The sequence below is a fragment of the Aquisphaera insulae genome, assembly GCF_011064615.1.
Classification (GTDB): domain Bacteria; phylum Planctomycetota; class Planctomycetia; order Isosphaerales; family Isosphaeraceae; genus Aquisphaera; species Aquisphaera insulae.
Genome location: NZ_JAALJH010000039.1, coordinates 66,925 through 80,902, shown reverse-complemented (window position 1 = coordinate 80,902; position 13,978 = coordinate 66,925). Strand labels below are relative to the sequence as shown.

The window sequence follows — 13,978 nt, the reverse complement described above, 5'->3', positions numbered from 1 at the left end:
GGAGCAGCGGCGATTTGCGAACATCGAGTACGTCCCCTCCGCGAATGAGAGGGTGAGAAGCAGGAAGATGGCGAAGACCGAGGAGTGGCTGAACGACCGTTCGTAGGGATTCTCGACAAAGAGGTCCTGGGTGCCGAACGAGCAGAGGCTCAGCATGAACAGGCTGAGCACCGTGAGCAGGACGACGGATTGGACGAGGCCCAGGCAGAAGGCCCACCATCGGCCTCGACGAGCCAGCCAGGACCAGAGAACGACAGGCAGGTAACCGGGGACGAGCCAGCATGAGAGCAAGAGCAGCTGCAGCGGGGGATTGGGGCAGGCGGTGACCCCGCTCCCGACCAGCGTCATCCCGAACATGCAGAAGACGCAGAGGTAAAGTCCGATGAGGAACGCCAGGAAGGCCGATTGCTTCTGGCGGTCGGGATGGCGACACCAGAGGTAGGCGCGGCGGGACAAGGACGCGGCGCGCGCCCGGATCGGCTCGCCGCCGAGCCAACGCTGAAGGTCATTGGACAGCTCGCGGGCCGAGGGGTAGCGGGAATCCGGATCCTTCTCCAGGCATTTCAGGCAGATCGTCTGGAGGTCGAGATCGACGAGCGGATTAATCCTCCGGGGCGGGGCGGGGGGCTGGCTCCGGACGAGATCGATGGTCTCGATGACCGATCCGGCCCTGAATGGGGGGCGGCCGGCCAGCAAGGCGTAGAGGATCGCACCCAGGCCGTAGACGTCGGTCGCGACCGTCGTGCACCCCCGCGTGCCCGCGGTCTGTTCGGGAGCCATGTAAGGCGGAGAGCCGAGCACCTCCCCGGTGACGGTCAGTTCCGGGTCGCCCGCTCGCTTAGCCAGGCCGAAGTCCGTGACATAAGGCTGACCGTCGCCGTCGAGCAGGATGTTGGAGGGCTTGAGATCCCGGTGGAGCACTCCGCGCTGGTGGGCGTGGAAGATGGCTTGCGCCACCGAGGCGACCACTCTCGCCGCTCCGCGGGGATCATCGCGGAAGTCGCCCAGGCGGTCAGCCAGGCTCGAGCCTTCGATGAACTTCATGCTGTAGTAGTCACATCCGTTGTCGTGGCCGACATCGTGGATGGGCACGATGTTGGGATGGTCGAGCGCCGCCACGGCCTCGGTCTCGGCCTGGAACCGCCTCCGCTCGGCGGGCGTGGCGAACTGCCCCGAACGGACGACCTTGACCGCCACGACCCGTCGCAGGCTCCGGTGCCAGGCCCGGTACACCAGTCCCATTCCGCCGCCTTTAATCGCGTTCAATAGCAGGTGATCGCCCAGGATTCGGTAGCCCTCTGCCGCCGCCTTGTCGACGCTCGGCGATCCGTCGAAGGGCGACGAAGCACGGCCCGCGATCGGCTCGGCATCGATCGCCGTCGCCGCGAACCCCCTCTCGTGATCGGGCTTCGCCAGGCCCGACACCATCCGACGGGCGGAGAAGAACTCGCTGAGCCGTGATTCCATCTCGGGATGCCGTGCGATCAGCTCCCGAGGGTCAGGGCCATGGCCTGCCTCCAGTTCCTCGAAGTAGGCGGCGAGCACTTCGCAGACCTGCTCATCCTCGAGCCCGTGCCAGGTGATCTCGTCGCCGGCCATCATGAGCTTGCCCCTCACGCAGAATCGAGCATCAACGATCGGAGGTTCTGCAAACCCCGATAGATGAGGCCGACCACGGCCTGGTTGCTCCGGCCCATCAGGATTGCCACATCGGAGATCGGCTGTTCGTACAGGTGGTGGAGCTCGACCGCTTCCCGTTGATCCGGAGACAGTTCCTGAAGCGCGCCCTCCAGGCGTGCCATATCCTCGTGCTTCTGCGCCTCGGTCTCCGGCGACGGATCTCCCCCGCGGAGCGACCTGAGGAGGCGGACCGACGACTGGTCGAGCATCGCGTTGATCGACGTCGTTGTCGAAGGGTGTCGGCCGACCCGTCGGCCGACCTCGGCGATCTGATTGGCCAGGATGCTGCGTAGCCACGCAGCCTGTTCGCCGGCCGTGGTCCCTCGGAACTGGGCGGCGTGCTCGTGCGCGGCCAGGAGTGTCCGCTGGACAAGGTCCGACGCGTCCTGATCGCCGATCAGGCCCTCGCCTAATTGCAGGCGGGCTTTCAGGTGCAGATACTCGCGAAATTTCTCCAGGGGCCGCGGCGGCGCGGTTTGATCGTGAGACACGACGAAGTACCCTGAATGGACCGGCTCTTGGATTTCCGGGTTCGGTTTCGTTCGAGGTTTCGCGCCTCGTACCGGTTTTAACGCGCGATTCCCCACGGAACAATGCGTCGGTGAATTCCTTCTTGCAGACATTTGTGACCGGCGACCCTGTTCTTGGGCCGAGTACGGGCCTAGAATTTCCTCTAAGGGTCAGTCACGCATCGATCCACGGTGCGTAACTTCGTGGATCATATTCCGGGATGGCCCACCCGCGGCCCCCGGGCGGTGAGCACACCGAAACGACCGTACTGCCGGCTCTTGGCCTCCTTTCCCGGCGTCTGCATGGCGCCTCCGGAGAGAGCTTCATGATTCGCCTCAGACGATGGCGAGACGACCAGGGCTTGCTGCGCCCGGGATATCTGGCGTGCCTGGTGCTGCTGGCGGCCGCGCCGGCCGTCGCGCCGGCCCGGGCCGCCGACACGCCGAAATCCTCACCGACCCGATCCGCGGCCGCCGACCGCCACCCGGGCCGGGCGGCCTTCATCGACCGCCTTCTGGAGGAGAGCTGGAAGAAGTCCGGCGTGACCCCGGCGCGGCAGGCAACCGATGAGGAGTACCTGCGGCGGGTCTACCTGGACGTCGTGGGTCGGATCCCGTCGGTCGCGGAGGCCCGGGCGTTCCTCACCACCAAGGAGCCGGACAAGCGCGAGAAGCTGGTCGACTCGCTGCTCGAGCACCCGGACTATCCCAAGAACATGGGGACCGTCTGGACCGTCTTGCTGATCGGGCGGGGGAACCAGGGGCGGACGGTCGACCGGGGGGCGCTCGCGGGCTGGCTCCGGAAGCAGTTTGCGGCCGACCGGCCCTGGAATGAGATCGTCCACGACCTGGTCGCGGCCACCGGCTCCAACAAGGAGAATGGCGCGGTCAATTACACGCTCGCCCACCTGGAAGGGGAGGCCGTCCCGTTGACGTCGAGGACGACCCGGCTCTTCCTGGGTCAGCAGATCCAGTGCACCCAGTGCCACGACCACCCGTCGAACGACTGGAAGCAGGCGGACTTCTGGGGGATCAACGCGTTCTTCAAGGGGCTCAAGACCGAGGACAAGACGGCCGTCAACGACACCGGCCTGGAAGCCTACGACCACACCGAGCTCCGCGACCAGCCGACCGACGCCTTCGTCCGCTACGACAAGCGGAACGGACTGGTGGGCATCGCCTTCCCCCGCTTCCTGGACGGCCGGAAGATCAGCCAGAACGGCGACGTCAACCGCCGCGACGAGCTGGCCAAGCTGATCTCCGACCCGAAGAACGAATCCCTGGCGCGGGCCTTCGTCAACCGGACGTGGGCGCACTTCCACGGCCGGGGCTTCGTCAACCCGGTCGACGACATGGGTCCGCACAACCTCCCCGTCCAGCCCGAGATCCTCGAGAAGCTGGCCCTGGAGTTCCGATCGTCGGGCTACGACGTCAAGCAGCTCATCCGCTGGATCACGGCGTCTCGCTCCTACCAGGTCGCAAGCCTGAAGCCGAAGGGGGCGGAGAAGCAGGACAGCCTCTTCCAGGTCATGCAGCTCCGGCCCATGACCCCGGAGCAGCTCTTCGACTCGCTCCTCACCGCCACCGGCGCCCATCGGACCGGAAACGCCCTCACTGGCGACCGGAAGCGGGATGCCTGGCTCCGCCAGTTCACCTTCGCCTTCGGCAACGACGAGGGGGAGGAATCGACGAACTTCCAGGGGACGATCCCCCAGGCCCTCATGATGATGAACGGCGAGCTCATGAACGACGCCCTCTCGGGCAAGGGGGGGAGCTTCCTGGAGGGGATCGTCGAGGAGGCCCAGCAGGTGCGTTCGCCCGGGGCCTTCCTCGTGAATCAGGTCTACTACGCGGCGCTCAGCCGCCCCCCCGGACGCAAGGAAGCGGACCGCGCCGTCCGTTACCTGGAGAACAACCCCGACTCGCTTCGGGTGATCCAGGACCTGTTCTGGGCCCTGCTCAATTCCAACGAGTTCATCCTGATCCACTGAGCCCGACGCGACCTGGTCCCGACCCGGGACCGAAGGAGCCGAACCCGTGACCCCTCGCCCCCTGACGAATCCCAGCCGACGCCACTTCCTGGGCCACCTGGCGGGAACCGCCATGGGCGTGCCGGCCATGCAGTTCTTCTCGTCGCTCCGGGCCGGCGCGGAGACCGCCCGACGCAATCAGCGGAGCTGCATCGTGCTCTGGATGTCCGGTGGCCCCAGTCACCTGGACATCTGGGACCTGAAGCCCGACAGCGAGAAGAACGGCGGCCCGTTCCGGCCGATCGACACCTCGGCCTCGGGCGTGAAGATCACCGAGCATCTGCCCAAGGTCGCCAAGCAGATGCACCACCTGAACGTCATCCGCTCCCTCGATTCCAAGGAAGGGAACCACGAGCGCGGCAATTACCTGATGCACACCGGGTACGTCCCGAACCCGACGGTGGTGCACCCGGGCTGGGGATCGATCTGCGCCTTCGAGCTGGGGGAACAGCTCCGGAATTTCGACCTGCCCCACTGCGTCGCGATCAACGAACCGGGGCAAGGCGCGGGCTTCCTGGGGATGTCGTATTCCCCGTTCATGATCCAGAATCCGAACGCGCCGATCGCCAACCTGAGGCCCCCCGCGGATGTAGACGGGGACAGGATGGCCCGCCGCCTCGACATGCTGGCCGCGCTCGAGAACGACTTCGTCGGCCAGCGCAAGAGCCAGATGGCCAGCGACCACAAGGCCGTCTACGGCAAGACGATCCGGATGATGAACTCGAAGCTCAAGAACACCTTCGACCTGAGCACCGAGCCGGCCCCGATTCGCGAGGCGTATGGCAAGGGCTCGTTCGGGTCGGGCTGCTTGCTGGCCCGGCGGCTGGTGGAGCAGGGGGTGACCTACGTGGAGGTGGCCCTCGGCGGCTGGGACACGCACACGAATAATTTCGACACCCTCTCTCAGCGGCTCCTGCCGGAGCTCGACCAGGGGATGGGGACCCTGGTGGCCGACCTGGCGTCGCGGGGATTGCTCGACTCCACCCTGGTCGTCTGGATGGGCGAGTTCGGCCGGACGCCGCGGATCAACCAGAACGCCGGCCGGGACCACTGGCCCAAGAGCTGGTCGGTCGTCATGGGCGGCGGCGGCCTGAAGGGGGGCCACGTCATCGGCGCCACCGACAAGGACGGCGTGGAGGTCGTGGATCGGCCCGTCGGCGTGATGGACCTGGTCGCCACGATGACGAAGAGCATGAACATCAACGTCGAGACCCAGTACACCACCCCACGCGGCCGGCCCATGAAGGTCGTCGACGGCGGGCAGCCGATCAAGGAGCTGATCGGCTAGCACCCGGTTGCCGGGCTCGATGCGGGACAGGCAGGAATGCCTGTCCTCCTTTCTCCCCGGCCGCGGCCGGACCTCATTCCACCGTCAGCACCCCGTTCATGACCATCCAGTGGCCGGGGAAGGTGCAGAGGTACGGATACCGCCCCTTGACGGACGGGGCCCGGAACGAGATCGCGAACTCGGTCCCCGGATCGGTGATATCGGCATAGACCAGGATATCCTCCCCCTTGGGAATGTAGTGGCGGAGCGCGGCGTCCGGCTCGGCGATGATCTTGTTCACCAGGTCTCCGACCTTCGCGAGGGTCCCCGGCCGGATCAGGGCCCAGTTGTGCGGGACCACGTCCGGATTGGCGAAGACCAGCTTGATCGGCTCATCAGGCTTGGCCGTGAGCGCGGCCGGGATGAAGCTCAGGTTGGGGCCGGCCGTGACCCGGATCTCGCGGGCGCCGGCAATCCTGGCCTTCCAGCGATTGGGGACCTTGACCTCGTTCAGCGCCAGCAGGTCGGCGAGGATCGGGTGCACCGCGATGGTCTTGTTCGCCGGCCTGTAGCCCGGGAAGCCCGTGAACGGGGCCGACAGCTTGTGAACGGTGAGGAACGCGTCCACGGGATCGCCGGCATCCACCTTGAGGCGGAGGTGGAGCTGGCTCACCGGCTGGAGGTCGGGCAGCTCCAGGAAGAGCGATCGGCCATCCCCCAGGACCTGCGCCGACTGGATCGGCCAGACGTCATGGCCGGGCAGGCCGCGATGGCTCGGCGAAAGCTCCTGGGAGCCGTAGGCGCTGCTGTACCGGTAGTTCCACGCCTGGGCGAGGTGATTCGAGGGATTCGAGGCGATAGCGCGATCGACGGGGCGGCTGAAGGTCAGGAGGATGCCGTTCTCGTGAGCCTGGCTGGCGACCGGTAGCTGGACGGGCTCTCCGGTATGGCGGACGCGCTGGAAGCAGCCGTCCGCGGAGGTGTAGGTCCCCCAGCCGCTCATCCCGCTGACGTAGAGCTGGCCGTCGCGGGGATGAAACCGCCCGCGGTGCACGCCCGAGGCGAAGTCGCCCGGCAGGGGGATCGCCGCCCCCTGGGAGATCCCGTCGATCGGCTCGCGGAGGACCAGGAACGCGGTCCCCGCTCCGAAGGAGAGGTGGACCGTCAGCCCCTTGACCGGGCCCCAGGAATCGCTCGTGACCTCGACCTGGGAGCCGCTCGAGTTGTCGAGCCCGCGGGGCAGGTAGACGAGCGGCTGATCGGGGGGGCGTCCGTCCTTCGGTCCGCCGTAGCCGAAGTGCGCGCCGGGCTTCACCTCGCAGATCATGGACGTCGGCGTCCACTCGCCCTCGGAGTTCGGCACGGTCAGGACGCCGGCGGAGGTCAGCGAGACCCCGTCCGGATTGCGGAGCCCGGTGGCCAGCACCGTCACGGATCGACCGTCGGCCGCGATCTTGAGGATGCCCTGCTTGCCCGAGGCCGTGTAAAAAGCCCCGGAGGGATCGCGCTGGAGGCCGCAGATGAAGTCGTGACCGGCCGGCGAGGTGTCGTAAGCGTTGCTGACGCACTCGTAGAAGTCGGCCTCGCCGTCGCCGTTGAGGTCGTGCAGGCGGGTGATCTGGTCGCGTCCCAGCACGTGGGCCTTCCCGTCCACGACGACCAGGCCCAGGGGCTGGTGCAGCCCGGACGCGAACCGCCTCCAGCGGACGGCGGAGAGCGTGTCGTCCAGGTTCTCGACGTGCCAGACGTCCCCCTGCATCGTGCAGATCAGGGCGGAGCCGTCGGGGAGGAAGTCGTGGTCGCCGAAGAAGAGCAGGGCGTTCCAGGGGTTGGCGAAGGGGGGCTCGATGGTGTCGATCGCGTACGGCCGGCCGCGGCCGAGCGACCCGCGCGTGGTCAGGACCTGGGGCCACTGGGGAGGCCCGCCCTTGATGACGCGGGAGAGCTCCTCGTCGCCGGCGGATCGCACGGTCCGCTTGAACTTCCCTCCGGCGACGCCCGCTTCATCCAGGTAGTCTTTGCCGTCGATCCGATAGGCGAAGACGACGCGCGGGCCGTTGCGGTAGAAGCCCAGATACTGGAAGGGTTTCTCGGGCTTCCGGCCCTCGGGGCGGGGCAGCGGCGAGCCGTCCATGATGAGGCCGTCCATGAAGCCGTGCCGGGTGGCCGAGAATTTGACGAAGCCGCCGGTCCAGATCGCCTCGTAGCAGAGCGTCTCCGGGTTGAAGCAGGCGGAGAGCTCGCCGCGGTCCCCCAGCCGGACGCAGACGCCCTTGGGCACCGTCACCCCCGCGCCGCGGAAGACGCCGCAGAGGACCGAGCCGAGCACGGTCTTGTTCCAGCGGTCGTCGGCCCAGGTCGTCTCGTTCTGGTTGCCCCAGTGGCCGAAGCTGCCGCCGTCGAGGCCGGGGTAGGGGGGGAGCACCGCGGGGAGGGGGGACTTGCCGCGGAAGGCATCCGCTTCCTTGGCGTAGAAGTCATAGACCCGATCGCGATTGACGGGCTCCTGCCAGTGGTCCCACTGCTCGGGATGGATCGGTCGGCGGTCGAAGGTGAAGGAGGCCGGCACGTGCGATCCCCGGGCGACCATCGCGGAGCCGGAGCCGCCGGGACGGCCTAGTTCCATCAGGAAGCGGACGAGGTCCCGCCGCTCGGCCGGGGTCATTGAGGCCGCGATCCCCTCGGGCATCACGGTCCCGACGGGGCGCTGTTCCTCGATCGATCGCTTGGGGATCGTCACGATGTGGCCGGCCGAGGCGTCCTTGAAGACGATCGAATCGGCCGTCGACTCGATCGGGTAGCCCTGGAACGTCTTGCCGTCCTCGGTGGAGACGGCCATGGCCTCGTAGCCGGGCTTGACCTTGAGCCGGGGGAAGAGGACCGACTCGGCGAGCTCCTCGGGGGTCAGGCAGGCCCCGGCGGTGGTCAGCTCCGGGCCGATGGTCCCGCCGGCCTCGCCGACGCGGTGGCAGTTGGTGCAACTGAACCTGGGATCGAGAAAGACCGCGACCCCCCGCCGGGGATCGCCCTCCTTCCTTGCGCTGGCGGCCAGGGCCGAGGCCTCGGCGGGGATGGCGTTCGGGCCCGTGCCCGCCGCCTTCTCGGACGGGCGGGGCGGGACGGGGGTCCTCGGGGTTGGCTTGGGACCGGCGGGCTTGCCCTCGAGCTGCGGGAGGAGCCAGTCCAGGCCGTCCAGGTTGTCCTTGAGGCGTGCCTCGGCGTCGTCCTGGGTGTGGCCCAGGATCCCGATCGGCCCGCGGTAGCCGCTGTCGCGGATGATCTTGAGCAGCTCCAGGTCGTGCTCCCCCTGGCCGAGCGGGAGGATCTTACGCCCCACCCGATCGCCGCCGCTGTCCATGCCGTTGAGGTTGAGCGCGAACAGGTGCGGCTTGATCTTCGGGAGGACCGCGGCGAACCGGCCGAGGTGGTCGTGGCCGTGGTGGAGGTTGTAGACCATCCCCACGTTGGTGACGCCCTGCGATTTCAGCCGGTCGAGGATGGCGAGCTGGTTTTCCGGCTCTCCGAACCAGCCGCCGTGGTTGTACAGGCCAACCGTGCAGCCGATCTTCGCGGCCTCCTCGGCGAGCGGCCGGAGCCTGTCCGCGGCGGCCTGGACCCTGCGTTCCTGCTCCGCCCCGGTCGCCTTGTCCTGGCCGAAATCGAGGAGCGACCAGAGCTGGGCCTTGATCCCGTGCCGCTTGAGGAGGTCGAGGATCCTCCGGGTGTCGGCATTCAGCTCGCCGGGGGCCCAGAATGCGTCCAGGGCGACGCCATGCCGCTTCAGGGCCTCGACCTCGGCGTCGAACGTGGGGACGTGCTCGGCCCGCCAGTCGTAGGCGAAATGCCGGAAGCCCAGCTTCTGGAGCATCGCGGCCCGCTCCTCGGGGGGCCGATTCTTCGAATCAAAAGGGACGATGCACCACGCGATCAGGTTGTCGCGAGCGAAGAGGGAGGACCCCGCGGCGGGGGGCGGATCGGCGGCCGCGGCCGCACCGGCGGCGGCGGCCCATGGTCCGATCCAGGCGAGGAGGGCCACGGCGACGGCCCGTCTCCTCGCGCATCGCGTGCGTACGGTCGGGATCATGATCGGGTCCCCATGAATGGTCGTTGGTTACCACGACTCGCGGGCCGGGCGGGACCGGCGGCGGGGGCGGGATGCTCGACTTCGAAGTCGGTTCAGGGTAGCCGGACCGAGAGGTGTCGGCAACCTGTCAGTTGCCGGCCTTCCAGTAGTCCGGCAGCCCGGGCTTCGTCGCCCGGAGGATCTCGAGGATCGCCGCCCGCTCCTCGGGCGTCCGCCGCTCAAACGCCGCGCCCCGGTCCTTGCCGCTGAGGACCTCCCAGAGTCGAAGGTAGGCCCGGTCGCGGGCCGCGGCGGGCAGGGCGTCGAATGCCCTCGAATAGATCAGGTAGCTGCACGGGTAGCGGAACATCCTCGTGTTCAGGTCGAAGTCGCGGAGCGAGCGTCCCCGGCCGTCCCTGGGGCCCCTGGCTGCAAAGTCCGCGGCGAACGTCGACGTGCCGCGGACCGGCCCGGACAGGGGAGCCTCATCCAGGAAGAGCATGTACCGGACCAGCTCCTCCACCGGCCCGTTGATCCGTCGGGCCGTGCTTTCCGACATGAAATCCTCGGGCTCGCCCAGGGCCCTGTTGATCTCCCGCGCCGACTCGACGGCCAGCCTCGCCTGATAGTTCGCCAGCGTGATCAGGTTGTGCAGCTTGACCTGATGCTCCAGGACCATCAGGGCCACGATGTCGCTCCCCGGGGCGAGGTAGGCAGACGTGTCGAATCGCTTCGACAGGTCCAGAAGATTCGCCCCCGCGCGAAGATCGAGTTTCTCGGGATGTTCGCGGTCGGTCACCAGCGCGTTGCCCATGTGGACCTGGGTCCCGTGCGTGCCCGTGACGTACCAGCCACCCCATCGCTCCCTGAGCGGGCTCTCATGGCTCGTCGAGAAGGTCCCGGCGTTGAAGGCCGGCTGGCCGGACGCATCCGGATAGACGGATCGGACCAGGTGGCCCGGCACGTCCTGGGTCCTGGCCGACGCATGACACTGGAGGCAGTCGTGCGTCTGCCGCTGGAACGACGGCTTCGAATGGCGATCCTGCTCGAGCAGGTAGAACGTCCCCCCGAGCGCGGGATCGGCGGCCGAGAATTCCAGGACCTCGGAGCCCTGGACGAAACCGACGTAGACGTCGTCATTGAAGTAGATCGCGCGGGGAGTCTCCGGCGCGATCCGGGTCCGCTGGAAGCTCGTCTTGGAGAAGACCAGGACCTGCGACGAGATCGGGATCTCGAGCGCGGAAAGCACCGAGCGGAGATACCCCGTCCGGCCGTCGTGACGGAGGACTTCCGTCCCCGCCTTGAGCTTCGCCTGCAGCCTCGCCACCGGGTCGTCCGGGGTGGCCGTCAGGTAGTTGATGGGCGCACGCTCGAAAGGGATCTCGGCGGCCCAAGCCGTAGCGAGAGGAAGGACCACCAGGCTGGCCACGCTGACCGCGAACGGCACGACCCTGTCGACTCGAGATCGCGCGACCAACCTGGTGTGTCTTGGAGTCGGCCTATATCCGTTCATGATTATGACGCCTGCCCGCCGCAAGAGCCAGCGCAAAAAGACGTTTCGAGAAACGTGACGGCCGGAGCACCGTCGGCCGCCGGTGTCCGTCCTCATCGTTCCACGATCACGAATCTAACAAAAGGAAAAATGGATCTCAATATCCAGAATTGGGGCGAGCCGATGTTCTTGACGCATCAATTCATGCGGGGGTATATCAATAAAGCAGAGGTCCTTGATTCCTCGGACAGGACGAGGTCGCGTCATGGGTGCCATTGCCTGCCCGCAGTGCGAGTCCCGCCTCAAGGTTTCGGAGGAGTGGAGGGGGAGGAAGATTCGGTGCCGGTCCTGCGGCGCGGTCTTCGTCGTGGGAGGGGGATCAACCGCGGCAGAATCGACGGCCGGTCCCGCACGCAAGCCGCCGGGGCAGGCGCAGTCGGTCCGCGAGGCGGCGTCCCCGGCGCCGCGAGGTTCGGCCGCGGGCAGCCGGACGGGCAAGCAATGGGAGGTCGGCGAGACGGTGCCGCTCTCGGGTGGGCCGGTTCGTCGACCGAGTCCCTCGCCCGAGCTCGAGCAGCCGGCGCCCCTCTCGCCCGTCGCGAAGGGCCTTAGCTTCCTCCCGGCGGTCGGTGCGCTCGGCCTGGTGGCGATCGGCGGTGCTTTGGGCGGGGGCATCGGCGGGGGCCTCGCGGGGTTGCTGGTGACGGTCAACCTGGCGATCTGCCGGCAGGCCCGTTGGCCGCTCGCCGTTCGATACGCCAGCGTCCTGGCCATCGGGCTGATCAGCAACGCGATCATCCTGGGGGCCGTGGTGTACTTGCTGAAAAACATGCCCGGCGAGAAATCCCCGACCGCGCCCCGGGTCGTCATGGCCCCTGCGCCTCGGAATCCGCCCGCCAAGTTCCCCGTCCAGGAGCCTGGCTCGCGGCCGTTGAAGGCGGAGTCCTCGCTGGACGCCCCCGGCACTCTGATCCCTCAGCCTCCCGAATCGGCCGGTCGCGAACACCGGGCCTTCACGTTCGAGCCGGCCGGCCCTTACGGACGACCCGAAGGTGCCGACTACCGGACGGTGCTGGGGCCGCTCGACCGGACGATCGACCCCGTCGGCGATTGCCGGATCGTCGTCGATGGAGCCTCCGCGGAGATCGAGGTTCCGGGGACGTTCCACGACCTGGTCCGACGTCCCGGGGAGACTCGCTTCGCCCCTCGGCAGTTTCGTTCGCTGGAAGGGGATTTCTTCGTGAAGGTGACCGTGCCGGCCTATGAGCCCCCCCGGGACCCTCCGGCCGAGCATTCCAGCGTGGCCTACAACGGGGCGGGGCTATACGCCGTGGGGGATGACGGCCGATCGATCCGGCTGGAGCGTGCCTCATTCGAACGAAACGGCATCCTCAACACGTATTTCCTGGCCTCCCTGCAAATTGGCGACTCGCCGCCGACGGAGGAAGAGCGCAGCACCGCCGCCGACGCGACCTATCATCTGTTTCTGGAGCGACGGGGCGGGAAGCTCCTCACCGGGATCAGCACGGACAACGTGAGCTGGGCGACCTGGCCCCCCATGGACTTCCCGGCCCGGAAGGTGGATGTCGGGATCGCCGCGGTGAACACGGCATCGAGGCCGTTCAAGGCCGCATTCCGCGACATCCAGCTCCGGGTCCCCTGATCCGCCGTCGGACCTCGGCCAGGCCTCCCGCAGTTCCCGCCGGAAGGGACTCAGCCCAGGGTCGGGACGGGCACCACGAAGGTCCGGAGCATCATCTTCCGGAGCAGGCTGATCTCGCCGCTATGGCGGGCCTCGTCGTGGAGGCCGTGGAGGATTGCAAACCGGACGGTCCGGGATGGATTCCCCGCGTCCGGCGCGTCGAGGGCCTCCGGCGAGAGGCTCGCGCAGAGCTCGTGGAGCCGGGCCTGCTGCTCGATGAGGGCCTCGCGGACGTCATCGAGGGGCGGCCAGGTCTCCGGCGCCGTGTGCGCGGGGTTACTCTCCCAGCTAAACATCTGGAGCCAGCCCGCGGGGAGCTTCGGTTCCTTCCCCAGCGCCTTCATGGTGAGGAACTCGGTGACGAAGTAGGCGTGGCCGGCGTGCCAGAGGCAGGAGTTCCTGAGGCCCGGCGGCGTCCAGCGGGCATGGACGTCGTCCAGGTTCTTCAGCTCGCTGAGGGTCTTGGCTCGCACGTCATCGAGCACGGTGAGGAGGGACTTGTCCGGCGTCATCTTCCATTTCTCCCTGCAAGCGCAACGGGGCAATCGGCCCGGCGACCGTCTTCCATCGGAGCCGCCATTCGGGCGGACCGTCGACTTCCCAGGTTCCGCGAGCGGACGCCCCGATGCAACCCCACTTGGTCCGCCCTCTCGACCTCCAGATGACCTGGTTTCGGGGCCGGGCTGTTCGGTTATGATGGCCGATCTGGCCCCGCGTGCCGCCGGTGATCGACCGCCGCCCGGCCTCGCGGGGAACCTGGAGGCCATCCATGAGTTCCAACAAGCCTGCACCTGGACGCGCCGCTCGACGTTCTCCGGCGGGAGGAAAGCCCCGTGACAAATCGGGAGTTGCCGTCGTCCTCGACTTCACGCTGAGCCGGATCGAGGCGTTCAACGCGGAGCGTGGTGGAGGCGTCGCCGTCCGCAAGGATGCGCACGGCTACTCCCTCTTCCGCGTCGACCAGGAACAGCCGGTGGCGCGACTGCGGTCGCGGGACTCGGGGAAGACCTTCGAGATCCTCTACTGGCACCCCTTCCGGGAGCGGTGGTTGCCCATCGGGGAGCTGGGAGGGGTCATCCTCCCCCTGAACGAGGCCCTCGAATACATCGCCCGAGATCCCGTCGATTGCTTCTGGCGATGACGAGTCCAGGCGGAGGATCGTCCCGGTCGTCACGCCCACGGGTCTCATTGCACGGCCATCTCCGGGTCGGTACGCTCTGAGGATGGTGCGCGAT

The 13,978-nt window shown here is 67.7% G+C and carries 9 protein-coding genes; 4 read left to right on the top strand and 5 right to left on the bottom strand.

Going from position 1 to position 13,978, the window contains the following annotated elements; all coding sequences use genetic code 11:
- A partial coding sequence (locus G6O54_RS20115; RefSeq protein ID WP_165227451.1) for a serine/threonine-protein kinase occupies window positions 1–1,602 on the bottom strand: 1,602 nt, incomplete at its 3' end.
- Between the two features lie 11 nt (window positions 1,603–1,613).
- Entirely contained in the window at window positions 1,614–2,171 is a 558-nt protein-coding gene (locus G6O54_RS20110) for a sigma-70 family RNA polymerase sigma factor (RefSeq protein WP_165227450.1), read from the bottom strand.
- A 344-nt stretch (window positions 2,172–2,515) separates the two neighbouring features.
- On the opposite strand from G6O54_RS20110, the gene G6O54_RS20105 reads away from it, so the two are divergent.
- Together G6O54_RS20105 and G6O54_RS20100 are read left to right on the top strand one after the other, a co-directional pair.
- Entirely contained in the window at window positions 2,516–4,180 is a 1,665-nt protein-coding gene (locus G6O54_RS20105; protein ID WP_165227449.1) for a DUF1549 and DUF1553 domain-containing protein, read from the top strand.
- A gap of 46 nt (window positions 4,181–4,226) precedes the next feature.
- Complete coding sequence (locus G6O54_RS20100) at window positions 4,227–5,507, top strand: DUF1501 domain-containing protein (RefSeq protein WP_250846995.1); 1,281 nt, start codon at window positions 4,227–4,229, stop codon at window positions 5,505–5,507.
- A 73-nt stretch (window positions 5,508–5,580) separates the two neighbouring features.
- On the opposite strand, the gene G6O54_RS20095 is transcribed toward G6O54_RS20100, so the two are convergent.
- Both G6O54_RS20095 and G6O54_RS20090 read right to left on the bottom strand, forming a co-directional pair.
- A complete protein-coding gene (locus G6O54_RS20095) occupies window positions 5,581–9,570 on the bottom strand; it encodes a DUF6797 domain-containing protein (protein WP_165227448.1) in 3,990 nt (1,329 codons plus the stop codon).
- 127 nt (window positions 9,571–9,697) lie between these two features.
- Window positions 9,698–10,996 (bottom strand): hypothetical protein, encoded by a 1,299-nt coding sequence (locus G6O54_RS20090; protein WP_205678933.1) that lies wholly within the window; start codon window positions 10,994–10,996, stop codon window positions 9,698–9,700.
- Between the two features lie 310 nt (window positions 10,997–11,306).
- Here G6O54_RS20090 and G6O54_RS20085 point away from each other — a divergent pair, with 310 nt between their 5' ends.
- Complete coding sequence (locus tag G6O54_RS20085) at window positions 11,307–12,704, top strand: zinc ribbon domain-containing protein (protein WP_165227446.1); 1,398 nt, start codon at window positions 11,307–11,309, stop codon at window positions 12,702–12,704.
- Window positions 12,705–12,754: 50 nt separating this feature from the next.
- Here G6O54_RS20085 and G6O54_RS20080 read toward each other — a convergent pair whose 3' ends face one another.
- Window positions 12,755–13,255, bottom strand: a complete 501-nt coding sequence (locus G6O54_RS20080) for a DinB family protein (protein WP_165227445.1) — start codon at window positions 13,253–13,255, stop codon at window positions 12,755–12,757.
- 257 nt (window positions 13,256–13,512) lie between these two features.
- Between G6O54_RS20080 and G6O54_RS20075 the strand changes: the two genes are divergently transcribed.
- Complete coding sequence (locus G6O54_RS20075; protein WP_165227407.1) at window positions 13,513–13,884, top strand: DUF3024 domain-containing protein; 372 nt, start codon at window positions 13,513–13,515, stop codon at window positions 13,882–13,884.
- Window positions 13,885–13,978: the final 94 nt, after the last annotated feature.